This window comes from Myxococcota bacterium (genome assembly GCA_041389495.1).
GTDB lineage: Bacteria > Myxococcota_A > UBA9160 > UBA9160 > UBA4427 > JAWKRT01.
Genome location: JAWKRT010000002.1, coordinates 229,808 through 254,373, shown reverse-complemented (window position 1 = coordinate 254,373; position 24,566 = coordinate 229,808). Strand labels below are relative to the sequence as shown.

General features: G+C 76.5%; 19 protein-coding genes. 14 read left to right on the top strand and 5 right to left on the bottom strand.

Annotation, left to right across the window (positions count from 1 at the left end):
• The first annotated feature begins 223 nt into the window (after window positions 1-223).
• Entirely contained in the window at window positions 224-2,305 is a 2,082-nt protein-coding gene (locus R3E88_11870) for a hypothetical protein (protein ID MEZ4217168.1), read from the top strand.
• A 31-nt stretch (window positions 2,306-2,336) separates the two neighbouring features.
• Here the strand turns inward: R3E88_11870 and R3E88_11865 are convergent, their stop codons facing one another.
• The 3 genes from R3E88_11865 to R3E88_11855 are packed head-to-tail and all read right to left on the bottom strand — an operon-like array spanning window position 2,337 to window position 6,934.
• Complete coding sequence (locus R3E88_11865; GenBank protein MEZ4217167.1) at window positions 2,337-3,743, bottom strand: phospholipid carrier-dependent glycosyltransferase; 1,407 nt, start codon at window positions 3,741-3,743, stop codon at window positions 2,337-2,339.
• The gene (locus R3E88_11860) at window positions 3,740-5,920 is read right to left on the bottom strand and encodes a hypothetical protein (GenBank protein ID MEZ4217166.1); all 2,181 of its coding nucleotides are present in this window, start codon (window positions 5,918-5,920) and stop codon (window positions 3,740-3,742) included. The genes R3E88_11865 and R3E88_11860 overlap by 4 nt, the downstream gene beginning before the upstream one ends.
• 9 nt (window positions 5,921-5,929) lie before the next feature.
• Window positions 5,930-6,934, bottom strand: a complete 1,005-nt coding sequence (locus tag R3E88_11855; protein MEZ4217165.1) for a methyltransferase domain-containing protein — start codon at window positions 6,932-6,934, stop codon at window positions 5,930-5,932.
• A 241-nt stretch (window positions 6,935-7,175) separates the two neighbouring features.
• On the opposite strand from R3E88_11855, the gene R3E88_11850 reads away from it, so the two are divergent.
• The 3 genes from R3E88_11850 to R3E88_11840 all read left to right on the top strand — a co-directional run bounded on the left by R3E88_11850 (window position 7,176) and on the right by R3E88_11840 (window position 11,001).
• A complete protein-coding gene (locus tag R3E88_11850) occupies window positions 7,176-8,087 on the top strand; it encodes a TIGR01777 family oxidoreductase (protein ID MEZ4217164.1) in 912 nt (303 codons plus the stop codon).
• Window positions 8,088-8,106: 19 nt separating this feature from the next.
• Window positions 8,107-10,092, top strand: a complete 1,986-nt coding sequence (locus R3E88_11845; protein ID MEZ4217163.1) for a cation:proton antiporter — start codon at window positions 8,107-8,109, stop codon at window positions 10,090-10,092.
• A 132-nt stretch (window positions 10,093-10,224) separates the two neighbouring features.
• A complete protein-coding gene (locus R3E88_11840; protein ID MEZ4217162.1) occupies window positions 10,225-11,001 on the top strand; it encodes a DUF481 domain-containing protein in 777 nt (258 codons plus the stop codon).
• Between the two features lie 9 nt (window positions 11,002-11,010).
• Here R3E88_11840 and R3E88_11835 read toward each other — a convergent pair whose 3' ends face one another.
• Window positions 11,011-12,216, bottom strand: a complete 1,206-nt coding sequence (locus R3E88_11835) for an FAD-dependent monooxygenase (protein ID MEZ4217161.1) — start codon at window positions 12,214-12,216, stop codon at window positions 11,011-11,013.
• Between the two features lie 376 nt (window positions 12,217-12,592).
• Here R3E88_11835 and R3E88_11830 point away from each other — a divergent pair, with 376 nt between their 5' ends.
• Both R3E88_11830 and R3E88_11825 read left to right on the top strand, forming a co-directional pair.
• Window positions 12,593-14,452, top strand: coding sequence for a hypothetical protein (locus tag R3E88_11830; GenBank protein MEZ4217160.1), 1,860 nt, complete (start codon window positions 12,593-12,595; stop codon window positions 14,450-14,452).
• A 142-nt stretch (window positions 14,453-14,594) separates the two neighbouring features.
• Window positions 14,595-15,215 (top strand): hypothetical protein, encoded by a 621-nt coding sequence (locus tag R3E88_11825; GenBank protein MEZ4217159.1) that lies wholly within the window; start codon window positions 14,595-14,597, stop codon window positions 15,213-15,215.
• A 22-nt stretch (window positions 15,216-15,237) separates the two neighbouring features.
• Here the strand turns inward: R3E88_11825 and R3E88_11820 are convergent, their stop codons facing one another.
• A complete protein-coding gene (locus tag R3E88_11820; protein MEZ4217158.1) occupies window positions 15,238-16,329 on the bottom strand; it encodes an ankyrin repeat domain-containing protein in 1,092 nt (363 codons plus the stop codon).
• A 562-nt stretch (window positions 16,330-16,891) separates the two neighbouring features.
• On the opposite strand from R3E88_11820, the gene R3E88_11815 reads away from it, so the two are divergent.
• The 8 genes from R3E88_11815 (at window position 16,892) to R3E88_11780 (ending at window position 24,560) form a co-directional block, all read left to right on the top strand.
• Complete coding sequence (locus tag R3E88_11815) at window positions 16,892-17,179, top strand: hypothetical protein (protein MEZ4217157.1); 288 nt, start codon at window positions 16,892-16,894, stop codon at window positions 17,177-17,179.
• Between the two features lie 111 nt (window positions 17,180-17,290).
• Complete coding sequence (locus R3E88_11810) at window positions 17,291-18,640, top strand: dihydroorotase (protein MEZ4217156.1); 1,350 nt, start codon at window positions 17,291-17,293, stop codon at window positions 18,638-18,640.
• Window positions 18,641-18,684: 44 nt separating this feature from the next.
• Complete coding sequence (locus R3E88_11805; protein MEZ4217155.1) at window positions 18,685-19,308, top strand: class I SAM-dependent methyltransferase; 624 nt, start codon at window positions 18,685-18,687, stop codon at window positions 19,306-19,308.
• Complete coding sequence (locus tag R3E88_11800) at window positions 19,305-19,883, top strand: NUDIX hydrolase (protein MEZ4217154.1); 579 nt, start codon at window positions 19,305-19,307, stop codon at window positions 19,881-19,883. The genes R3E88_11805 and R3E88_11800 overlap by 4 nt, the downstream gene beginning before the upstream one ends.
• Window positions 19,880-20,869: a glycosyltransferase gene (locus R3E88_11795; GenBank protein MEZ4217153.1), complete on the top strand. Its 990-nt coding sequence runs from the start codon at window positions 19,880-19,882 to the stop codon at window positions 20,867-20,869. The genes R3E88_11800 and R3E88_11795 overlap by 4 nt, the downstream gene beginning before the upstream one ends.
• 96 nt (window positions 20,870-20,965) lie before the next feature.
• Window positions 20,966-22,132, top strand: coding sequence for a phosphoribosylaminoimidazolecarboxamide formyltransferase (locus R3E88_11790; protein ID MEZ4217152.1), 1,167 nt, complete (start codon window positions 20,966-20,968; stop codon window positions 22,130-22,132).
• Window positions 22,133-22,157: 25 nt separating this feature from the next.
• Window positions 22,158-23,042 (top strand): LLM class flavin-dependent oxidoreductase, encoded by an 885-nt coding sequence (locus R3E88_11785; protein ID MEZ4217151.1) that lies wholly within the window; start codon window positions 22,158-22,160, stop codon window positions 23,040-23,042.
• Window positions 23,043-23,075: 33 nt separating this feature from the next.
• Window positions 23,076-24,560, top strand: coding sequence for an alkyl sulfatase dimerization domain-containing protein (locus R3E88_11780; GenBank protein ID MEZ4217150.1), 1,485 nt, complete (start codon window positions 23,076-23,078; stop codon window positions 24,558-24,560).
• Window positions 24,561-24,566: the final 6 nt, after the last annotated feature.

Sequence of the window (24,566 nt, the reverse complement as noted above, 5' to 3'; positions counted from 1 at the left end):
CGCGCACGCGAGCCACGAGCCACGAGCCGCGAGCCACTGCGGCGAGAGTCTATCCGCGGCGCACGCGCGCGCCGCTCCACCCTTCGCCGCGCGCGCGGCCCGACACCCGCGCGCGGGCTTCGCGCGCGTGCGCGCCGCTCGGGCGCGGGTGATACCGTCGCCGCCGCTCCGTCGCCGCGGCTCCGTCGCCGCCGTGCGACGCCGGACGAGGAGCGCGCCTCGCATGCACGACGACGCCCGACCGCTCGTCCCGACCCTCGCGTGGGCGATGGCGGGAGCGGCGGCGTGCGCGTGGATGACGCCGCTCGAGCCCAACATGCTCGAGGAGGGCATCGCGCTGCACCTCGCGCAGCGGATGGTCGGCGGCGAGCACCTCTTCCGCGATCTCGCGAGCTTCACCGGGCCGCTCCCGTTCGAGCTGCTCGCCCTGCTCTTCCGCGCGTTCGGCGACGGCATCTTCGTCGCGCGCGGCGCGGTCGCCGCGATGCACGGCGCGGCGACCGCCGCGTGCTTCGCGCTCGCGTACCGGGCGCGCGGCGACGCACTCGCACACGTCGCCGCCGCCGCCTTCGCGGCCGCGCCCGTCCTGCTGTTCCCGCTCTTCTCGCTGTACTTCTACGCGCTCACCGCGCTGCATCTCGCGATGATCGCGGCGTGGGCGACGGCGCGCGCGCTCGACGATGCGCGCTTCGCGCTCGCGGCGGGGGCGCTCGTCGCGCTCGTCGCGCTCTGCAAGCAGAACCTCGGCGCCGGCCTCGCCGTCGCCTTCCTCGGGTGCCTCGCCTTCGCGCGCGGCGCGGCTCCGCTCGCGCGGCGGCTCGCGCTCTACGCGGCGGGCGGCGCATCCGTCGCCGCCGCGACGCTCGCGCTCTACGCGTGGCGGGGCGACCTCGCGGCGCTCGTCGACTCGCTCGTCTTCCTCCCGCTCTCGTTCCGCGACACGTTCGGCTCCGCCTACCCGAACCTGTGGCCGCCGGGCGAGCTCCTCGGCGACGTGTACGTCGAGCGCAGCCGCTACGTGCCGGCGCTCTACGGCTTCCGCTACGGCGTGTTCGGACGGCTCGGCGCGACGCCCTCGCTCGCGACGCAAGCGCTGTACGCGGCGCCGTTCGCAGCGCTCGCGCTCGCCGCGGTCGCCGCGCTGCGCCGCGGGCTCGCGCCCGCCACGTGGGTACACGCGGCGCTGCTGGCGGCGCTCGTGCCCGGGCTCTTCCCGCGCACCGACTGGGGCCACCTCGTGTACGTGCTGCCCGCCGCGGTCGTGCAGCTCTGCCTCGTCGCGCGCGCGCCCGCCGCACGCGCGCAGCGCCGCGCGCTCGCCGCCGCGCTCGCAGCGGGCCTCGCGGTCGCCGTCGTCGCGACGGGCGTGTGGCTCCACCGCGCGGCCGGTCCGGCGACCTTCGGCCCGAAGCTCCCGCTGCGGCCCGTCAACGAGATGCTGAAGGCACCCGCGCTCCCGCGCGTCATCCGCGCCCTGCGCGAGCGCGCCGCGCCCGGCGAGCCGATCTTCGTCGCGCGCGCCGAGCCCATCGTCTACTACGCGACCGGCACGACGAACCCGACGCCCTACAGCGGCGTGATCCCCGGCATGCGCGAGGAGCAGGAGCGCGTCATCACGCGCGCGCTCGAGCGCGTGCGCTTCGTCGTGATGAGCGACATCGACCAGCCGCTCTACCTCTACTACAGCGACGAGCTCCCGGGCGTGTGGGCCCACCTCGAGCGCTACTTCCGCGTCGCGCGCGGCGCGCCGCCCGGCTGGCTCACACTGCTCGAGCGCGGCGAGGACCGCGGCCCGACGGCGGTCGACCTGTTCGACCGCCGCGCGAGCGGGCGCGCGTGGGTGCGCGAGCCGGGCGCGCCGCCCGCGCCCGCGCCGTCGCCCGCGCCGCGCCTCGCGGCGCGCATGAACCGCCGCGTGCTCGACTTCTGGACGGGTGCCGACGGCGGCGGCGTCGACTTCGAGGTGGACGTGCCGCGCGACGCCGTCTTCCAGGCGGACGTCGGGCTGTGGCAGACGATCGGGCTCACGAGCGAGTACGCCCATCCCGAGCGCACGATCGCGATCGCATCGCTGCGTCGCGCCGGAGAGCCCGAGGACGCGCGCGTCGAGCTCGCGCGCGCGAGCCTGCTCGACGGTCGGCACCAGGGCCGCACGTGGCTCCCGCTCGAGGCCGACCTCGCCGCCTTCGCGGGCGCGCGCGTCGAGCTGCGTCTCGAGGTCCGCCCGCAGGGCCGCATCGACGAGCGACACCGCCTCGCCTGGTTCGGCAGCCCGCGCATCGCGCTCCGACCCGACACTCGTTAGTCGCGGCGCGATCCCGGCGCGGCGCGGTCCGCTACCAGACGTGGTCCGGCGGCGGCGCGCCCTCCCAGGGGAGGCCCGGCAGCGGGTCGCCGCCGCGCATCTCCCAGAGCGGCGTCCCGAACGTGAACGCCGCGACGATCGCCGCGAGCAGCGCGGCGAGCCACACGAAGAGCAGGATGCGCAGCCAGCGCGGACGCCGGGCCGCGTCGGTCCAGTCGGCGAGCACCTCGCTCGTGTAGTGCGCGTACGGGAGGGCGAGACCGAGCAGGTACGAGCCCTTCACGGTCGCGAACCAGGGCGTCGCCCACGTGTACGCCGCGTAGCCCGCGAGCGTCGCGGCGACGAGCAGCAGCATCGGCGTGTCGGGCGCGCGCGCGTCGGCGAGCGCGCGCCGCACGCCGCGCGCGAGCCCCGCGAAGAACGCGAGCGACGGCAGCACGGCGAGGCACGCGACGAGCGCGCCGACGCGATCGACCACGGCGTCGTCGCTCGGCGTGAAGTGGCGCTGCCCGTCGAACCACAGCGTCGCGTACGTCCCGCCCCAGACCGAGTGCAGGAGGGCCGGGTCGTCGAGACGCGGGTTCGCGAACGTCGCGAGCGGCACGTAGACGTAGTCGAGGAGCGTGCGCTCGCCGGGCGGCATGCTCCACATGATGCGGTGCGCCGCGAGGTTGCTCGGGTAGAAGTAGCCGTACAGCACGTAGCTGCGGACGTAGAACCAGCCTCCGGTCGCGAGCGCGGCCAGTCCGATCGCGCACGCCCCCGCGAGCGCGGGCCGCGCCCGCCGCTCGCGCGCGCCCGCGAGGACGCGCGCCGCCGCGAGCGACAGCGCCGTCAGCACGCCCGTGAGCTTCGTCAGCCAGGCGAGCCCCGCCGCGACACCCACCGCGACGTCGCGTGCGAGCGCGCGGCGCAGCCGCGGCGCGCCTTCCGCACCCCCCGGCCCGCCTGCCGCCGCGCCGGCGCGCAGGTACAGGAACAGCGCGAGCGTCGTGAGCGACGCCGCGAGGATCTCCTCGTTCAGCATCGCCGAGAGGTAGACGTGCGCCGGGAGGAACGCGACGAGCGCGCCCGCGAGCACGCATCGCTTCGCGTCGCCTCCCTGCGCGCGCACCCACGCGACACACAGCGCGACGGCGCCGAGCCCGACCGCGCTGCTCGCGAGCCGGATGACGGGCACCGCGTCGCGCGCCGCCGGCCCGAAGATGCGCGCGAGCCCGCCGGCGAGGTGGAAGAAGAGCGGCGGGCGCGCCGTCGACCAGCCGTACTCCGGGTCGGGCAGCACGAAGAACTCGGTGAGCAGCTCGACGTACTTCCAGTTGAAGAGCGCGTCGAACCCGTAGTGGAGCAGGTAGGCGAACGCGTTGTGCACGCGCATCGCGACGGCGACGGCCGCGAGCGCCACGCCGAGCGACCACCACGCGCGCGATCGCGTCACGGCGCGGCCCGCCGCGGCGCGGCCGGCCCAGGCGTCGCGGCCGGAGCGGGTCGCGCGCTCGCCGCAGCGGCCGCGTCCGCCGCTCGTCCGCGCGCGCCGGACACCCGCGCGATGCGCGAGCGCGCGGGCCGCCACAGCGCGAGCGCGTCGCCGTCGGCGACGAGCAGCCAGCGGTCGCCTTCCACCGGGTAGCGGAGCTCGCCGTCGCCCACGCCGTGCGGGTAGCCGCGCGGCGCACTCCGCGCGAGGCCCTCCGCGCGCGCGCGAGCGGCGCGCGCCGCGTCGCCGTCTCCCGCGCGTCGCTCGAGCTCGGCCGTCGCGAGCGCGAGCGCGACGACCTCCGGTGCGCGCGCGCGCGCCGCGTCGAGGTCGCGCCGCGCGCCGTCGAGGTCGCCCGCCTGCATCCGGACGAGCGCGCGGTTGATGCGCGCCTCCGGCATCTCGACCGCGCCGAGCAGCCCGTCCCACATGCGCAGCGCCTGGCGCGCGCCGCCGTCGAGCGCGGTCGCGACGGCGAGCGCGTTGACGAAGCGCGGCGTCGTCACCTCTCCCGCCACGCGGCGCAGGAGCGCGCGCGCCGCGTGTGCGTCGCCGTGCGCGAGCTCGATCGCCGCCATCTCCTCGATCGCCCACCGCATGTCGCGAAGCGCGGGGTCGGTGAACCACGCGCGCGCCGCGTCGGCATCGCCGAAGTACGAGCGGAGCGCGTAGACGTCCGCGTGGTCGCGCTCCATCGGGAACAGGAGCCCGCTCGTGAACACGGCCGCGCTCGCCGCCCCGGCGCAGGCCACCCACGCGAGCGCCGCACGCGCGGCCCACGGTCCGAGCCGGGCGCGCACGAGCCCGAGCCCGCGCACCGTGAGCCAGCCCCAGGCGAGCGAGAGGTTCAATAGATAGGAAGCCTTCACCGCGGCGAAGGTCGGCACGCGCACCGCGAAGGCCGCGAACGCGGCGAGGCCGGCCGCGACCAGCACGAGCGCGCACGCGTCGAGCACCGCGTCGCGGTCGCGCAGCGCGCGCCGCGCGGCCGCGAACGCGCCCGCGATCACGAGCGCGCTCGGGCCCGCGCCGACGAGCGCCATCGCGATCGTCGGCACGTGGATCGGGCGCTCGCGCCACGGGCCGTCGTCGCGCACGAGCTTCGGAAACTGGCCGCCGCGGAACGTGTCGAACCACAGGTTCAGGTACAGCGTTCCCCACACCGAGTGCACGACGTGCGGGGCGTCGAAGCGCGAGTCGGCGAGCAGCGCGGCGGGCCCGGGGAGGGCGACGAAGTCGCGGAGCCCGCGCTCGCCCGGCGGCTGCGTGCGCTCCTGCGCGGCGACCTCGGGCACGGCGTGGCTCGTCTGGAAGGGAGTTCCGTAGGCGGCGAGGTTGCGCGCGTACCACGGGCCCGCGACGACGACCGCGACGACGCCGACCGTCGCCGCGCTGCGCGCGAAGTCGCGCACCGCGGCCGCGCGCACCGGCGCGCGCAGCGCGCGCGCGAGCGCGACGACGAACACCGTCCCGAGCGCGAGCGCGCCGTTGAACTTCGACAGCAGCGCGAGCGCGCCGAGCGCACCGATCGCCGCGTCGAGCGCGAGCCGCCGCTCCGTGCGCCGCGCCGTCGCCGCGTACAGCGCGACCGTCGCCGTCGCGAAGAAGGCGGCCGTCGTCTCGTTGCCGGGCATCGGGCTCGTGTAGACGTGCACGGGCAGGAGACCCACCGCGACGAACGCGACGAGCGGCGCCGCGCGCGCGACCGCGTCCTCGCCGCGTCCGACCGCGGCCCGCACCGCGAGCGCCGTGCAGGCCGCGGCGCCCGCGCTCGCGGCGCTCGACCAGAGCGCGAGCCCGCGCGCGAGCACGTCCGCCGAGCCCGACTGCGCGAGCGCGAGCCCGACGAGGTAGTAGAGCGGCGGATGGAAGAACGACCATCCCTGGTCGGCCCGCGGAAGCGCGTGGAAGGTGTCGAGGAAGAGCACGTACGCGACGTGCGCCCACGCGTCGTAGCCGTGCAGCACGGGTCCGGCGAGCGCGTTCCAGACGCGCACGCCGACGACGACGGCGATCGCGGCGACCCACGCGGCCGGCCACGTCGCGGCGGAGTGGCGGTCGCGGCCGCCCGCTCCGCCCGCCCCGCGCGCCGTGGGCCGCGGCCGCTCGGCCCCCTCCGCCGGGTCGCGCGCCTCCACCGCGCCCGCCTAGCCTCGCTCGCCGTCGCGCCGCGTCGCGACGACGTGCACGGTCGCGCCGCTCTCGCACACGGCCTCGAGGACGGAGAGCGCGAGCGCGGGCGCGCCGAGCGCGGCGAGCCAGGCCCACGCGCGCAGCCGCTCCGCCGCGCGTGGCCGCGCGCCCTGCCGCGGGTGGTGGAGCGCCGTGTAGAGGCGATTCGGGTGCTCGGGGTCGAGCCGGTTCTGCGCGCTCTGGATCCACCCGAACGGGTTCTGCCGCAGCGAGAAGTGGTGCGCGCGCTCGCACGCGAACCCGCAGCGCTCGACGAGCGCGCGCAGCGCCGGCAGCGGGAAGTGGTGGAGGTGCCGCGGCGCGTCGAGGTGGAACCAGCCGGGCCCGCCGAAGCGCGCCTGCCAGCTCGCGAAGTTCGGCACGGCGACGACGAGCCGCCCGCCCGGAGCGAGGATGCGGTGGCACTCCTCGATCGTCGCGCGCGGGTCGCGCAGATGCTCGAGCACGTGCCAGATCACGATCTGGTCGAACGTGCCCGCGGCGTAGCCCGCATCGGCGAGCCGCGGCGCGATGCGCACGTGCGCGCGCGGGTCGACTCCGCGCGTCGCGTCGGCGCTGATCTCGACGCCGTGCGCCTCGTAGCCGCGGTCCGCGAGCGGGCCGAGGATGACGCCGCGCCCGCATCCGACGTCGAGCACGCGCGCGCCGGCCGGGAGCCCCTCGCACAGGAAGCGCACGTGGCGCGCGGCGACCGCGCGCACGAGCCCCTCGATCGCCGGCCGGAACTTCGAGCCGGGCTCGCCGTAGTAGTCGGCCGGGTAGAACGCCGCGATCTCGTCGTCGGAGGGAAGCGGGTCGAAGCGGCCGTGCCCGCACTGCGTGCAGACGACGATCGGCGCGGCGACGCCCTCGACGCGATACGTGGGAACGGCGGTCCGCGCGTCGCACACCGGGCACGGCGACGCGGGCTGCGCGGTCGCGGGCTCGATCCGCCGCACCGGACGATCGTAGAGATCCAAGCCCACTCCGTGTGTCGTGTCGGGTGCACGTGTCGCGCGCGCCCGGATGCCGTGCGGCGACGTCCGCCACCGCGCGCTCCCGGTCCGGCGCGTGCGAGCGCGCGAGCGTGCGCCCTCGCTCGTCACGAGTCAATCTGACGCGCGAACGGCCGACGCCGGAACGGAGAGCGACGGATGGACCCCGACGGAGCGGCGAGCGCAGAAGACGCGCAGGGCGGACCCCGCGCGCGCGCGCGTGCTCGTGACCGGCGCGACCGGGCTCGTCGGCGGCGCGCTCGTCGCGCGGCTCCTCGAGCGCGGCACCGCGGTGCGCGCCGTCTCGCGCAGCGCGCGCGCCGCAGCCGACGAGCGCGTCGAGCGGGTCGTCTGGGACGGCGTCGAGGTGCCGGCCGACGCGCTCGCGGGCTGCGACGCCGTCGTCCACCTCGCCGGCGAGCCCATCTTCGGCGGGCTCCCGACACAGGGCCGCCTCGAGCGCATGCGCGCGAGCCGCGTCGATTCGACGCGCGCGATCGCGCGCACGCTAGGCGAGCTCGGTGCCTCGGAGCGCCCGCGCACGCTCGTCAACGCGTCCGCCGTCGGCTTCTACGGCTCGCGCGGCGACGAGCGGCTCGGCGAGGCGAGCGCGCCCGGCCGCGGCCTGCTCGCCGAGCTGTGCCGCGACTGGGAGGCCGCGGCCGACGAGGCGCGCGCGCACGCGGTGCGCGTCGCGCGCATGCGGCTCGGCATCGTCTTCGCGCGCGAGGGTGGCGCGCTCGCGACGATGCGCCGCCCGTTCGCCTGGAACGTCGGCGGGCGGCTCGGCAACGGGCGACAGTGGGTGCCGTGGGTGCACCTCGACGACGCGGTCGGCGCGCTGCTGCTCGCGCTCGAGGGCCGGCTCGAGGGCGCGGTCAACGTGGTCGCTCCCGAGCCGGTCACGAATCGCGAGCTCACGGCCGCGCTCGCCGAACGCCTCGCCGCGTCGCCCCTGCTCGCGCGCCTGCAGAGCGACCTCGTGCGCGTGCCGGGCTTCGCGATCCGCGCCGTGTTCGGCGAGATCGCCGACGAGCTGCTCGGGAGCAAGCGCGTCGTGCCGGGCGCGCTCGAGCGGGCGCGCTACCGCTACCGCTTCGCGTCGCTCGGCGACGCGCTCGACGACTGCCTCGCATGAGCCGCGCACCGGGGGCGGGATGAACGAGCCGCACCTGCTCGTCCAGCTGCTCGTCCTGCTCGCGATCACCGCCGCGGGGCTCGCGCTCTTCGAGCGGCTGCGGCTCCCGTCGATCGCGGGCTTCCTCGTCGTCGGTGCGGTCGCCGGGCCGGGCGGGCTCGAGCTCGTCGAGACGAACGAGAGCGTGCGCGCGCTCGCCGAGATCGGCGTCGTGTTCCTGCTGTTCGAGATCGGGCTCGAGCTGCCGCTCGAGCGGCTGCGCGCGCTGTGGCGGACGGCGCTGCTCGCCGGCGGCGCGCAGGTCGTGCTCACCGTCGCCGTCGTCGCGGCCGGCGCGCGCGCGCTCGGCCTCGAGCCGGCGAGCGCGCTCGTGCTGGGAGGCGTCGTCTCGATGTCGAGCACGGCGCTCGCGATGCGGCTGCTCGTCGCGGGCGGCACGGTCGACGCGCCGCAGGGCCGGCTCGCGGTCGCCATCCTGCTGCTGCAGGACCTCGCGATCGTCCCGTTCCTGCTCGCCATCCCGCTGCTCGGCGACGCGGGCGGCTCGCTCGCCCACGTCGCGGCGGTCGTCGGACGCATGGCGCTCGCGCTCGTCGCGATGCTGCTCGTCGTCCGCGGCGTCGTGCCGCGCGTGCTCGACCGCGCGGCGCGCCTGCGCTCGCCCGACCTGTTCAGCCTGCTCGCGCTGCTCGTCGTGCTCGGCTCGGCCGTGGCGGCCGAGATGCTCGGGCTCACGCTCGCGGTCGGCGCCTTCCTCGCCGGCGTGGCGGCCACCGCGTCGCCCTACTCGCACCAGCTCTTCTCGGAGGTCGTGCCGCTGCGCGGCGTGCTGATCGGCGTGTTCTTCACGGCCGTCGGGATGCTCTTCGAGCCGGCCGCGCTGCTCGCGCAGCCCGGCGCGGTCGCGGCCTACCTCGCGGTCGCCGTCGGCGCGAAGGGCCTGCTCATCGCACTCGTCGCCGCTCCGCTCGCGCGCGAGCACCTGCGCACGGGCGTCCTCACCGCCGCCGCGCTCGCGCAGACGGGCGAGTTCTCGTTCGTGCTCGCCGACGCCGCACGCGCGGCGGGCGCGCTCGATCCGTCCCTCCATCAGGTCGTGATCGCCGGGTCGATCCTGAGCCTGCTCGCGACGCCCTTCCTCGTGCGCGCGGCGCCCGCACTCGCCGACCGCCTCGCGGGCCGCGCGCCACGGGACGCGGCGAACGCGCCGACCGCGCACGGAGGCGAGCGCGCCGCGGACGCCGCACCCGAGGAGCGCGCCGTCGTGATCGGCTTCGGCCACGCGGGCCGCACGATCGCGCGCACGCTGCGCTCGCTCGGCATCGACTACGTCGTCGTCGAATCGAACGCGAGCGCGGTCGAGGCGGCGCGCGAACGCGGCGAGCCCATCCACTACGGCGACGCGACGCGGCCCGTCGTGCTCGCGCACCTCGGCGTCGCGCGCGCGAAGCTCGTCGCCGTCGCGATCTCCGACCCGCTCGCCACGCGCCGCATCGTCTCGCGCATCCACGCGTTCGCGCCGCACACGCCCGTGCTCGCGCGCGTGCGCTACGTGAAGGAGATCGAGCTGCTCGAGGACGCCGGGGCGCGCGCGATCGTCGCCGAGGAGTACGAGGCCGCGCTCGAGCTGGTCGCGCGCGTGCTCGCGTTCTTCGCCGTGCCGAGCGCGGCCGTGCGGAGCTTCACCGACGCCCTTCGCGAGGAGGGCTACGACGCGCTGCGCGGCAACGCCGGTGTCCCGATCGACCCCTGGCTCGTCGAGCTGCTCGAGCAGGTCGACACGAGCTGGGTCGACGTGCCCGCCGACCTCGCACCGACGAGCCTCGCCGTCCTCGGCGTGCGCGCGCGCACGGGCGTGAGCGTGCTCGCCGTGGAGCGCGTGGGCGGCGCCACGCCGAACCCGCCGCCCGGCTTCGAGATCCGCGGCGGCGACCGCCTGCTCGTACTCGGCGACGCCCCCGCGCTGGCGCGCCTCGAGGAGCTGCTCGCCGCACCGGCCGCCTGACGGGCGCGACGCCGGCCACTCGCCTTCGCCGGGGCCCCGCTGCGCGCGGCGCGCGAGCCGCTACCGTCCCGCCGCCCCCCGGCATTGGGTTCCGCGCGAACCCGTTCTTCACCCGTGCTGGAGGAGGCACCCGTGCCCATCGCTCGCTTCGCACTCGGCGCGCTGCTCGCGCTCGCCCTCGCCCTGCCCTCGTTCGCCGAAGAGGAGGCCGCGCCCGCGGAAGACCCGGGCTGGACCGGCAAGATCTCCCTCGGCGGCAACATCAGCTCGGGCACCATCAACTCGTACGGCGGCACGATCGACGCCGGCACCGAGAACAGCTGGGGCCCGCACAACGTGAAGCTCGGTGCCTTCGCGAACTACAGCCACAACGACGGCGGCAAGAAGGATTCGGCCGTCACGACCGCGAACGAGCAGCGGCTCACGCAGTACTACCGGTTCATCCCGAGCGACTCCTGGTACTGGTACGGCAACCTCGAGCAGGCGCGCGACACGGTCCGCAACATCGAGCTGCGGCTGCTCGCGAACACCGGCCCGGGCTACCGGTTCTGGCACGCGGACGACAAGAACCTGTTCGAAGCGGAAGCCGGTGTCGGCTACCGCTACGAGGACTACGGCGACGTTCCCGGCAACATCCCCGAACGCTCGCGCAACGACGTGAACGGCCGCGTCGCGGCGAACTTCCTGCGCGTGTTCGGCATCGCGGAGTTCGGGCAGTCCGCGGAGTTCCTGCTCCCGTTCAACGACACGAGCGGCTGGATCGCGCGCGGCACGACGCGCCTCTCGTTCCCGATCGCGAGCGGCTGGTCGTTCGCGAACACGCTCGCGCTCGAGTACTTCAACACGCCGCCGAGCGGGAGCAAGAGCTTCGAGCTCGACTACATCATCTCGCTCGTCTACGCGTTCTGAGCGGCGCGATCAGACGCGCAAGCGGACGTCGGTGACCCCGAACGCGAGGCGGCGGAAGAAGTAGCCGCCTCGCGGTCGGGCCACCTGGCCGCGCACCACGAAGGGGAGCGCGCGCAGCAGCACGCGACCCCACCAGCGGCGCTGGAGCAGCACGTTCGGCGCCGCGCGCTGGAAGCGCTGCACCCACGCGACCTCGGGCTCGCGCTCGGCCTGCACGGCCGCGCACGCGGCGTCGACCGCATCGGGGTCGCGCGTGCGGCGCAGCGTCCCGACCAGGTGGTTCGCGGCGACCAGGGCATCGCGCAGCGCGAGGTTGAGCCCCTGGCCGGCGACGGGCGACATCGGGTGCGCGGCGTCGCCGACGAGCACCACGCCCGGCGCCGACCAGCGCGGCATGCGATCGCACACGACGTCGAGCACGAAGGGCCGCTCGAGCGCGCCGCGGTGCGCGCGCAGGTGCGCGGCGAAGTCGTCGTCGACGTGGTCGGCCATCGCCTCGACCCACGCGTCGACGCCGCGATCGCGCAGGTGCGGGAAGCCGCCCTTGTCGATGATCCAGCCCGTCTGAAGGCGGCCGTCGGCCGTCGGGAACGCGATCGCGAAGTGCCCGCGTCCGAGCCACGCGTTCACCGGGTGCCCGCGCGCCTCCAGGTAGGCGGGCATCGGCACCTTGAACCACACGACGTCGAAGGGCTCGGGGTCGCGCTCGGCGTGCAGGCCCGCCTTGCGCCGCACGACCGAGGTGCGGCCGTCGGCGCCGACGACGACGTCCGCCGCGATCCGCTCGCCGCTCGCGAGCACGAGCCCGCGACAGCGCCCGCCCTCGCTCGCGAGCTCGCGCACGGCCTCGCCGCGCACGAAGCGGAAGCCCGGGAAGCGCTCGCACTCGCGCACGAGCATCTCGAGCAGCGGCGGCTGGGGAACGAGGCGCGGGGCGCCCTCGCCCTCGCGCGGGAACGCGCCGCGCGCGACGCGCACGCCGCCGCGGTAGACGTCGACGGCCTCGGGCGTGCGGTGGGGCAGCGCGTCGAACGGCGCGCCGAGGCCGAGCTGGCGGATCGCGTCGACGCCGCTCGGCATGAGCGCCTCGCCGCGGAACTCGCGCTCGAAGTCGCGCTGGCGCTCGACGAGCGCGACCTCGAGGCCGCTGCGCGCGAGCGCGTGCGCGAGCGCGGCACCCGCCGGGCCGGCTCCCGCGATGGCGACGTCGGGCATGCCGGCCACGCTAGCAGCGCGCCCGCGCGGCGGCGGGACGGGAGCGTCCGGCCGGAACCCGCGCGCGGCGTCCGCGCGGACGTGCCCGCCGGCGCGCCGGCGGCATTGCGCCGTGCATGAGGGTCCGGCTGCGCGCGCCGCGAACGTCCGTTCCGCTCCCCGCCCTCGCGCTGCACCCGCCCCGGCCGCCCGCGCGCGCAGCCTGCCCCCTCGACCCCTCCTGCGCGCTCACCTTTCCGCTCATCCGTCCGCGCGCTCCGGCCGATGCAGCGCGGCACGTCGCCGCGCTGTCGCTCGTGCGATCGGTTGGTAGACTCCCCGGCTCCGCCAATGCGCATCGCCTAACGAGCCCGGCCGGGCGAGAGGTCGTCGCGCCATGAACGAGCCCGCATCGGTCGCCGTCGCCGGCCTGGGCGACGCGCTGTCGCTGCTCTTCGCGAGCGGCGACGCGGCGGGCGACGCGCTCGTCGCGACCGTCGCCGGCATCGGGCTCGCCGCGATCGCCTGCGTGCACGGCTCGCTCGCCGCCCGCCTCGCGCGCGTCGGCGTGCTCGTTCGCGACGTCGCGCACCTCTACGCCTCGCGCGCGCGCGCCGACCGCGACGGCACGCTGCGCCGCGACCTCGACCGCACCTTCACCGGCTCGCTGCTCTCGGACGCGTGGACCGAGCTCGCGCGCCGCCGCCGCGAGATCGATGCGCAGGCCCAGGCGCCCGACGAGCGCTCTGCCGCGCGCTTCGCCGACGTGCTCGCCGAGCGCCCCCTGATCCCGTTCGGCGTGCGCCGCCGTCTGCTGGGCTCGCTGCCGGCGCTGCTCGCCGCGCTCGGCGGCTCGGCGACGCTCGCGATGCTCGCGGCCGGCCTCGGCGCCTCGGCCTCCGGGACCGCCATCGCACCCATCGCCGGCCTCGCGCTGCGCGGCGCCTTCGTCGGCCTCGTGCTCGCGACGCTCGCCGCCGCGCTCGCGAGCGTGCTCGAGGGCGCGGCCGACGCGCTCACCGCGCGCCTGTGCGCATTCGTCGAGCGCAGCCACCGCTCGCTCACGCCCGTCGAGGCCCAGCTGCGCAACGCCGACGCGCAGCGGCTCGGCTTCGAGCGCGTCTCGGCGCTGCTCGTGCAGGTCGCGCAGGACCTGCGCGACACGCTCGACCGCGGGCTCGGCCGCATCGAACGCTCGACCGCGAGCGCCGCGAGCCTCGTCGGCGAGGAGCAGCGGCGCGTGCTCGAGCTCGTGATCGACGACCTGTCGGGCCTCGTGCGCCGCAGCGTCGAGGACCACGTCGGCGCCCTTCGCGGCTCGCTCGAGCGCGCGGCCGAGCAGCAGGGCGCGCTCGACGAGCGCATGGCCGCGACCGCGACGCAGGTGCGCGCGGGCGCCGAGAGCACGGCGCGGGTCGCGGGCACGCTCGAGCGCGCGGCCGAGGCGATGGACGAAGCGGCCGGCACCATCGCGGGCAGCGCGGGCGAGCTCAAGCCGCTCGTCGGCCACCTCGGCGAGGTGGCGAGCGCAATCGAGCGCGCCGCGATCCGCATCGAGCAGGTGCAGGCGATGCAGCGACCGGGCGAGGACGCGGCCGCGTCGGCGCTCGCCGCGCTGCGCACCGACGTCGCGCGCATCGGCGAGCAGCTCGTCGCCGGCACCGACGCGCTGCGCCGCCAGGCCGCGACGTCCGCGCACGACGCCGCGCCCGAGCGCCGCGCCCTCCTCCACGCCGACCGCGACGTCGTCGACGCGATCGAGGAGCTCGAGCAGCGCGCGCTCGCGCTGCGCGAGCGCGCGGCCGAGGCGCCGCGCCCGGCGCCCGCGCCTCCGACGGCGGCCGCACCCGCACCGGCGCCCCGCGCCGAAGCACCCGCGCCCGCGCCCGAAGCGCTCGACGAGGACCTCGCGATCGGCGGCCCGCCCGACGCCGCGGACGACCCGCTCGCCGAGCCCGTCGCCGCCGTCGGCAAGAGCGGCTACTCCGCGCTCCTCTCCCGCTACAAGGCGCCGCAGTTCTCGATCGACGAGCTCCCCGCGCCGCTCCGCGACTTCGACGCCGAGGCGCTGTCGCGGCGCGCGCTCGGGGGGGCGGCCGAGGCGCCCGCGCCCGACGCGGAGGGCACCGACGGCGCCGACCCGAGCGGACGCCCGGCGCCCCGCGAGCGCGCCGCCGACGCGGCCGCCGGCGACCGCGGCGAGACCGAGGAGGAGCGCCGCCGGCGCCGCCTCGACCGCTTCCTCGGCCGCGGCTGACGACCGCTCCCCGCCGCACCGCCCGCACGAGACCCGCCCGCATCGCCCGCACGAGCCCCGCCGGCATCGGCCGCGCGGAGGCGGGCTCTATACTGCGCCGCCGCGCGCGGCCAGGGCCGCGCGCCGAACCTCGGAGGCCTCGATGAACCGCTCGCCGCTCCGCGCCCCGCTCTCGCCGCTGCTCCGCGGCGTCGCCCCGCTCGCACTCGTCCTCCTGCTCGCCGCGTGCGGCGGCCGCGAGGAGGCGGCCGGCACACCGGCGCCGAGCGCGTCGGGATCGGGCGAGGCGGCCGCTCCGACCGCGCCCGGGAGCGAGGCCGCGACCGCCGCCCAGGCCGCGGCGCCGGCGCTCGACCTCTCGCCCGAGGAGGCGGACAAGCTCGCGCGCGTCGCCGCCGACTACGCGGCGAAGCATCCGAAGCGGGCGCCCGCGACCGAGATCGTCTCGCCCGACGGCTCGGCGATCGCGCTCCCCGACGGCTACCCGTCCGACATCCCGGTCGCCGCCGACGCGCGCCCCGTCCGGTACGCCTCGAGCGCCGATGCCGGCACGCTGACGGTGATCGAGAGCGAGCAGCCGATCGACGCGGTGCGCGGCTACTACATCGACGAGCTCGGCGCGCAGGGCTGGACGATCGAGGGCGACTCGACGCGCGAAGGCCTCACGATGATCCGCGCGGCGAAGGACGACCGCGTCATCACGGTCGTGCTCTACGAAGAGGAAGGCATCTCGCGCACCGTCGTCACCTGGTCGCCCGAGTAGCGGCGCGCCGGCGCGCCGCCGCTCAGCGCGCGGCGCCGCCGGGCGCGTCGTCGACGTCGAGCCGCAGGTAGTCGACGCGCTCGAAGTCGCGCGGTGCGAAGCGCCGCGCGAGGTCGGCGAGCCGATCGTCGCCGACACCCGGGACGTAGAGGCCGAGCGCGCGCAAGCGATCGCCGAGGAAGGCGACGAGCCCGTCGCGCTCGGGCGCGGCCGGCGCGGGCTCGCGCGACGACTCGAACGCCACGCCGCCGTCGCGCCGCAGGCCGAGCCGCTCGACGCGCTCGCCGCCCTCGTAGAGCGCGTAGCGCAGGAGCCCGATGTCCTCGCACGCCTCGTAGAGCAGCGCCGCGCAGCCGAGCTGCCGCGAGAGCGCCTCGGCGTCGCGCGCGCGGAGCGCGCGCGCGTCCATGCAGGCGCTCTGCGCGAGCGTCCAGTCGTGGCCGCGGAAGCGGAACACGACGATGCCCTCGTCGCCCGCGCAGTACCCGTCGCGCCCGTAGACGTCGCGGCTCCACTGCCGGCCGCCGCGGCGGCGCTCGAGCGCCTGCGCGACGTCGTCGATCGGCGCGCGCACGGCGAGCGCGACGCACGCGGCGCCCGCGTCGCCGATGCCGCGGAGCGCGGTGACGTCGACGCGCGCGCGCGCGTCGGCGGCCTCGCCCTTCGCCGCCCAGTCCGCGAGTGCGCGCGCGAGCGCGGCCTTCGCCGGGTCGCCCTGCGCGAGCTCGAGCGCGGTGAGGCCCGACGGATGCGCCGCATCGAGGTCGGCGCCGAGCTCGAGCAGCGCGAGCGCCGCGCGCGCGTCGCCGCGCCCCGTCAGGACGGCGCGCATGAGCGGCGTGAGGCCGTCGGCGTCGCGCCGGTCGACGTCGGCACCCCCGGCCGCGAGCGCGCGCACGACGTCGCGGCGGGCGCGCGGGTCGAGCGCGAGCGGGCCGACCGCCGTCGCGATCGGCGGCTCGCCGCGCGCGAGCAGGTCCGGGTCGGCGCCCGCGTCGAGGAGCGCGCGCACGACGGCTGCGTGCCCGCCGCGCGCGGCGAGGGCGAGCGCGGTGTCGCCGTCGTCGTGCCAGCGCTCGTCGGGCGCGACGCCCATCGCGAGTGCCTTGCGCACGGCGCCGAGCCGTCCGTGGAGCGCGTCGTCGTGGAAGCGCTCGGTGCGCGCGAGCAGCCCGGCGCGGCGCGCGCGCCGCGCGGGCCGCGCCGCGGCGCGCGCGTGCGAGCGCGCGCCGCGCCCGCAGCCGTTCGAGCCACGAGAAGTGCGGGGCGAGCGCGGCGACCGCCTCGGCGTGGCCGGCCGCCGCCGCGAGCGCGAGCGCGCTCGCGCCGTCGTCGTTGCGGGCGGACGCGATCGCGCCGTACTGGAGCAGCGCCTCGATGGGCTCGACCTGGCCCGCGGCGGCCGCGATCCCGAGCGGCGTGTCGCCCTCGGAGTCGCGCGCGTTCGGGTCGGCGCCCGCGTCGAGCAGCGCGCGCACGATCTCGGCGTCGCCGAGCAGCACGGCCAGCTCGAGCGCGGGAGTCGCGCCGCCCCCGTACGGGCTCGCGCCCGCCTCGAGCAGCACCTCGACCACCTCGAGCTCGCCCGACTCGACGGCGCACGTGAGCGGCGTGCGGCGCGCGTCGCCCTCGCGCGCGGCCACGCGGCGCGCGGCCGCCGGGCCGAGCCCCTGCGCGTGCGCGCCCGCGCCCTCGGCGCCGACGGCCGCCCCCGCCGCGAGCAGCTCGCGCACGAGCGCCGTGTCGCCGTGCGCGGCCGCGATGCCGAGCGGCGTGCGCCCGAACGCGTCGTGTGCCTCGAGCGGCGCGCGGCGCGCGAGCAGGTCGCGCACGCGCGCGCGATCGCCGTCGGCCGCCGCTTCGAGCAGCTCGCGCGCGAGCCCGTCGCTCGCCGTTGCCGCTTCGCTGCCGTCGGGTTGCCGCTCCACGGCGCGCCTCTTCGGCCCGACGCGCGGCGCGCGTGAGGGCGCGCGCGGCTACGTTGCACGGCCCCGCGGACGGCGGCGACGGGCCGAGCGGCGGCCGCGGGCGAGGCCGGCGCGAGCGCGTCGCGAGGGCGAGGAGACGGGCGCGGAATGAGCGAGCGGTTCGACCTCCTCGTGCGCGGCGGGCGCTGCGCGCTCCCCGACGGCGTGCGCGACGCCGATGTCGGCGTGCGCGACGGCCGCATCGCGGCGATCGGCGCGCTCGCCGGGGCGGACGCCGACGGCGTGCTCGACGCGCGCGGCCTCTGCGTGCTGCCGGGCCTGATCGATCCGCAGGTGCACCTGCGCGAGCCGGGCTTCGAGCACAAGGAGGATCTCGAGACGGGCACGCGCGCCGCCGTGCTCGGCGGCGTCACGAGCGTCTTCGAGATGCCGAACACCGACCCGCCGACGACCACGCGCGAGGCGCACGCCGACAAGCGCGCCCGCGCGCGCGGCCGCGCCGCCTGCCACTACGCCTTCTTCGTCGGCGCGACGCCGGACAACGCCGACGCGCTCGGCGCGCTCGAGCGCGAGCCCGCGTGTCCCGGCGTCAAGGTCTTCATGGGCAAGTCGACCGGCAACCTGCTCGTCGACACCGACGACGACCTGCGCCGCGTGCTCGCGAGCGGGCGGCGGCGCGTCGCCGTGCACGCGGAGGACGAGGCGCGGCTGCGCGAGCGCGCGGCGGCGCTCGACCTCGCCGCGGGCGGCGTCGCCCTGCACCCCGAGTGGCGCGACGTCGAGACGGCGCTCCGCGCGACGCGGCGCCTGCTCGCGCTCGCGCGCGAGGCGCGGCGGCCCGTGCACGTGCTGCACGTGACGACGGCCGAGGAGGTCGAGCTCCTCGCCGCCTACCGCGACGTCGCGACGTACGAGTGCACGCCGCAGCACCTCGTGCTCGCGGCGCCCGAATGCTATGCGCGGCTCGGGACGCGCGCGCAGATGAACCCGCCGATCCGCGAGGCGCGCCACCGCGACGCGCTCTGGCGCGCCGTCGCCTCCGGTGCGCTCGACGCGATCGCGTCCGACCACGCGCCGCACACGCTCGAGGAGAAGGCGCGCCCCTACCCCGCGAGCCCGTCCGGCATGACGGGCGTGCAGACGACGCTCCCGCTGCTGCTCGACTGCGTGGCCGCGGGGCGGCTCTCGCTCGAGCGGCTCGTCGAGCTCTGCTGCGCGGGGCCGGCGCGCGTGTGGCGCGCGCACGGCAAGGGCGCGCTCGCGGCCGGCTACGACGCCGACCTCGCGCTCGTCGACCTCGGCGCCGCGCGCACGATCGAGAACCGCTGGATCGCGAGCCGCTGCGGCTGGACGCCCTTCGACGGCGTGCGCGTGCGCGGGTGGCCCGTCGCGACGGTCGTCGGCGGCCACGTCGCGATGCGCGACGACGAGGTCGTCGGCCCGCCGCGCGGCCGCGAGGTGGCGTTCGAGCCCGTCGCCACGGGCGGCGACGCGTAGAATCGCGAGCGGGACGCGCCCGTCCGGCGCGCGGAGTGACGGCGATGGGGCTCTACTCGTTCTACGAACGGCGCATCTTCCCGCACGTGCTCGACCGCGCGATGCGGCGCATGGGCGACCTGCGCGACGAGACGCTCGCGCTCGCCGAGGGCGACGTGCTCGAGGTCGGCTTCGGCACGGGCCTCAACCTGCGCCACTACCCGCCGGCCGTGAAGCGCCTGTCGACCGTCGACCCGATGACCGCGCTCCCGGAGAAGGTCGCCGAGCGCGTCGCGCGCGCGCCCTTCCCCGTCGAGCGCCACGCGCTCGCGGCCGACGGCGGCCTGCCGTTCGACGACGCGCGCTTCGACACGGTGACGGTGACGTGGACGCTGTGCACGATCCCCGACGTCGCCGCCGCGCTGCGCGACATGCGCCGCGTGCTCCGGCCGGGCGGACACCTGCTCTTCATCGAGCACGGACGCAGCGACGTCGCTTCGGTCGCGCGCTGGCAGGACCGACTCAACCCGATCCAGAACGTCGTCGGCTGCGGCTGCAACCTGAACCGCAGGATCGACGCGCTCGTGTCCGACGCGGGCTTCGCGATCGAGCGCCTCGACCGCTTCGTCGCCGACGGCGCGCCCGCGATCTTCGCGACGATGTACCGGGGGGTGGCGACGCGCGGATGAGCGACGCGCGCGGTGACGGCCGCCCCCGCTGGCGAAGACGCGCGACGCGCGTCGCCTTCGAGTGCCCGTGGTTCCGCGTGCGCGTCGACGACGTCGCGCTGCCCGGCGGCGAGGCGATCACCTACAACGTCGTCGAGCACGCGGGGTGGGCGATGGTCGTGCCGCTGCTCGCGGCGCCGGACGGCCGCGTCGTGATGGAGCGCGTCTACCGCTGGACCCTCGACGAGTGGGTGCTCGAGTGCCCGAGCGGCGGGCTCGACGGCGACGCGCCCGAGGACGCGGCGCGCCGCGAGCTCGAAGAGGAGACGGGCTACGTCGCGTCGGCGCTCGAGCACCTCGGGCGCTTCGCGGCGAGCGACGGCTACACGAACGAGCGCTACGACGTGTTCCTCGCGCGCGACGTCGCGCCGGGCGGCCGCGTGCAGCGCGAGCCGACGGAGCAGATCGAGGTCGAGCTGCACGAGCTCGACGCGCTCCGGCGGATGGCGCTCGCGGGCGAGATCCACGACGGGCCGACCGCGCTCGCGGTGCTGCTCGCAGCCGAGCGCGTCGCGAAGGCGGGGGGCGGCTCGTGAGCGCGCGCGCGCGCGTCTCGGTCGCGATGGCCACCTGCAACGGCGCGCGCTTCGTCGACGCGCAGCTCGCGAGCCTGGCCGCGCAGTCGCGCCCACCGGACGAGCTCGTCGTGTGCGACGACGCGTCCGAGGACGACACGCTCGAGCGCGTGCGCGCGTTCGCCGCGCGGGCGCCGTTCGCCGTGCGGGTCGAGCCGGCCGCGGCGCGGCTCGGAACCACCCGCAACTTCGAGCGCGCCGTCGCGCTGTGCACGGGCGACGTCGTCTTCCTCGCCGATCAGGACGACGTCTGGCGCGAGGCGAAGGTCGAGCGCATGGCGGGCCTGCTCGAGGCGCGCGCCGAGGCGGGCGCCGTGCTCTGCAACGGCCGCGTCGTCGACGCGGCCGGCGCGCCGCTCGGCTACGACCTGTGGCGGGCGCTCGACTTCGACGCGCGCGAGCAGGCGGCGGTCGCGGCCGGGCGCGCGCACGAGGTCTTCGCGCGGCACGTCGTCGCGGCCGGCACGACGTTCGCGTTCCGCCGCCGCTACGCGCCCCTCGTCCTGCCCTTCCCCGACCTGCGCAGCGCGCACGACGCGTGGGTCGCGTTCCTCGTCGCGGCCGTCGCCGAGTTCGCGCTCCTGCCCGAGCCGCTGATCGACTACCGGCTCCACGACGCGAACCAGCTCGGCCTGCGGCGGATGGGCCTGCGCGAGCAGGTCGCGGCGGCGCGCCGCCAGGTCGCGACGCGCGCCTTCGACTACGCGGCGCGCTTCTTCGAGGAGGCGGGCGAGCGCCTGCGCTCGCCCGCGGCGGACGGGCTCGCCGTACGGCGCGGCGTGCTCGAGACCGTCGACGAGAAGGCGCTCCACTCGCGCGTGCGCGACGCGCTGCCCGCGGGCCTGCTCGCGCGCCTTCCCGCCGTCGTCGCCGAGGCGCGCAGCGGCCGCTACGAACGTTATGCCTTGGGCTGGAAGAGCGTCGCGCAGGATCTCTTCCTGCGCTGAGCTTGCCTTCGCGGCCGCGAACGGCGAGGCTCCGCCCGCTCTCTCCCGCCCACAGGCCCGACGCCGGAGGCCCCCTTCGAGGAGGACCCATCGAGGATGGATCGCATGGAGCTCAAGTACGGATGCAACCCCCACCAGGCGTACGCCGCGATCGAGGTCCCGCCGGGCCAGCGCTCGCCGATCGCGCTTCGCAACGGCAAGCCGTCGATGATCAACCTGCTCGACGCGCTGAACGCCTGGCAGCTCGTCGCCGAGCTGCGCGCGGCGCTCGACCTGCCCGCGGCGGCGAGCTTCAAGCACGTCTCGCCGGCCGGCGCGGCCGTCGCCGTCGACCTCCCGGAGGACCTCGCACGCGCCTACGAGGTGGCGGGCCGCTCGCTCACGCCGCTCGCCACGGCCTACGTGCGCGCGCGCGGCGCCGACCCGAAGTGCTCGTTCGGCGACTTCGTCGCGCTCTCCGACCGCGTCGACACGGCGACGGCGAAGTTCCTCGCCGGCGTCGTCTCGGACGGCGTGATCGCGCCCGGCTACGACGACGAGGCGTTCGCACTGCTCGCGGCCAAGAAGGGCGGGAGCTTCATCGTGATCGAGGCGGACGCCGCGTTCGCGCCGCCCGAGCGCGAGTCGCGCGAGCTCTTCGGGCTGCGCCTCGTGCAGGACCGCAACGACCGCGCCGTCACCGTCGCCGACCTCGCCGACGTGCGGTGCGGCGCGCTCACCGAGGACGCGAAGCGCGACCTCGTGCTCGGCCTCGTCGCGCTCAAGTACACGCAGAGCAACTCGGTCGGCTACTCGCTCGGCGGGCAGATGATCGGCATCGGCGCCGGGCAGCAGTCGCGCGTCGACTGCACGAAGCTCGCGGGCGCGAAGGCCGACACGTGGCACCTCGGCCGGCACCCGAAGGTGCTCGGCCTGCGCTTCAAGGGCGGCGTCAAGCGGCAGGACCGCATCAACTGGCGCGTGCGCTTCATCGAGGGCGACCTCACGCCGTCCGAGGAGAAGGCGTTCGCCGAGGCCCTCGACCAGCCGCTCGAGCGGCTCACTCCCGACGAGAAGCAGGAGTGGATCGCGAAGCTCGACGGCGTCTCGCTCACGAGCGACGGGTTCATCCCGTTCCGCGACAACATCGAGCAGGCCCAGAAGCACGGCGTGCGCTTCGTCGCGCAGCCCGGCGGCTCGACGCGCGACGACGACATCGAGGCCGCCTGCCGCGAGTACGGCATCGCGATGGTGCACACGCACCTTCGCCTCTTCCACCACTGAGCCGGCACCCGAGGAGCACCGACGCATGGACGTCGCCATCTGCATTCCGTACATGGAGCGCGACTACGATCGCCGGACGACGCTCGACTGGTGTCGGCTCGTCGACGACGGCCCGTTCTCCACGCTCTCGTGCGGCGAGCGCGTCACCTCGTACACGCAGCACATGACGGTGATCCTGTCCGCCGCGGCCGCGCTCACGAAGCGCGTGCGCATCAACCCGTCGCTCTACGTGCTCCCCGCGCACGACGCGACGTGGGTCGCGAAGGAGATCGCGACGCTCGACGTGCTCTCGGGGGGTCGCCTCACCGTGACGGTCGGCGTCGGCGGACGCGAGCACGACTACCGCGCGGTGAACGCGCCCTTCGCGGGCCGCCACCAGCGCCTCGACGAACAGGTCGCGCACATGAAGCGCCTGTGGGCGGGCGAGCCTCCGTTCGAGGGCTGCGACCCGGTCGGCCCCACGCCCGTGCAGGCGGGCGGGCCGCCGCTCCTCTCGGGCTCGATGGGGCCGAAGGCGATGGCGCGCGCCGCGAAGTGGGCGGCCGGCGTCTACGGGTTCACGCTGAACGGCAACCCGGAGACCGCGAAGAACGGCTTCGCCATGGCCGACGCCGCGTGGAAGGCGGCCGGCCGCAGCGACGCGCCCTTCCGCGCGACGGGCTTCTGGTACTCGCTCTCGCCCGACGACGCGCAGGGCAAGCTCGTTCGCTACGTGCACGACTACATGAAGATCCAGGGCGACGCGGTCGCGAAGGCCGTCGCCGGCACGATGCGCACCTCGAGCGCCGACGCCGTGCGCAAGGCGCTCGACGACATCGAGGCCACGGGCTGCCAGGAGTGCTTCCTCGTCCCGGCGACGCTCGAGCTCGCCGAGGTCGAGCGCGCGGCCGAGATCGTCGCGAAGCGCTGAACGGCGCGGCGCGACGCCGGAGGAGGAGCCGGGATGAAGCGGATCGGAGGCGCCGTCGCGGGCGGGCTCGCGGGTGTCGTGGTCGGCGTCGCGATCGGCCTGCTCGCCGCGTCGACCGACGCGGGCCGCGGCGCGCAGCGCGCGCTCCGCGCGCGCGTCGCCGACGCGGTCGTCGCGCGCGCGGGCCTCGACGCGCGCGCGCGCCTCGCGATCGAGCACCCCGAGATCATGCAGGCGATCTCGCGCGGCGGCGCCTTCGGCGGGAAGACGTCGCCGTCGATCGCGCAGCACATGTTCGCGCGCGAAGGCGCGGGCATCGACGACGCCCGCGCGATGGCCGAGACCGTCGAGGTCGCGCCGCGCACGTGGCTGATCCGGCTCCCGATCGTGAACGCCGTGCTGTTCGAGACCGACGAGGGGCTCGTGCTCGTCGACACCGGCATGGGCCCGGCCGGCCCGGCCGTGCGCGAGCAGATGCGCAAGGTCTCGAGCGCGCCGCTGCACACCATCATCTACACGCACGGCCACGTCGACCACGCCTACGGAACGTGGGCGCTGATGGACGAGGGCGCGCCGGGCCGCCCGATCGAGGTGGTCGCGAACGAGAAGCTGCCCGCGCGCTTCGAGCGCTACATCCGGCTGCGCGGCTCGCTCGCGCACTACATGTCGCAGCCGGAGGACGAGCTGCCGCGCACGCGCGACGACCTCGTCTGGCCGACGCGCACGTTCTCCGACCGCCTCGAGCTCGAGATCGGCGGCGAGCGCTTCGTGCTCGTGCACCGCGAGGGCGAGACGGACGACCAGCTCTACGTGTGGGTGCCGTCGCGCGGCGCGCTCGCGAGCGCCGACTACTACCAGGGCTTCCTGCCGAACGCGGGCAACGGCAAGCGCGTGCAGCGCAACGTCGAGGAGTGGATCGTCGCGCTGCGCGAGATGGTCGCGCTCGAGCCGAAGATCCTGCTGCCCGCGCACAACGAGGCGATCACCGACCCGGCCGCGATCCGCGAGAACCTGGGCGTGCTCGCCGACGCGCTCGAGCACATCCTGGACCACACGCTCGACGGGTTGAACCGAGGCCTCCGGAAGGACCAGATCTTCCAGAGCGTCGAGCTCCCGCCCGAGCTCGCGAACCACCCGACGCTGCACGTGCAGTACGTGACGCCGAAGGACGTCTCGAAGATGATCCTCAAGCGCTACACGGGCTGGTGGGACGACGTCCCGAGCCACTGGAGCCCCGCGCCGCTCGAGGCGCAGGCCGAGGAGATCGCGTCGCTCGCCGGCGGCATCGACGCGCTCGTCGCGCGCGCCCACGCGCTCGTCGCGAGCGACGTCGTCATGGCGTGCCACCTCGCGGACTGGGCGTTCCTCGCCGCGCCCGGCGACCCCGGCGTCCAGCAGCTCGTGATCGACGCCTATCTCGCGCGCATCGTCGACCCGCGCTCGAACACGCAGGAGATGCTCGCCTACCTCGACGTCATGGCGCGCGCGCGCGAGCTGCAGCTCGCGGCGGGCCGCTGATCGCAC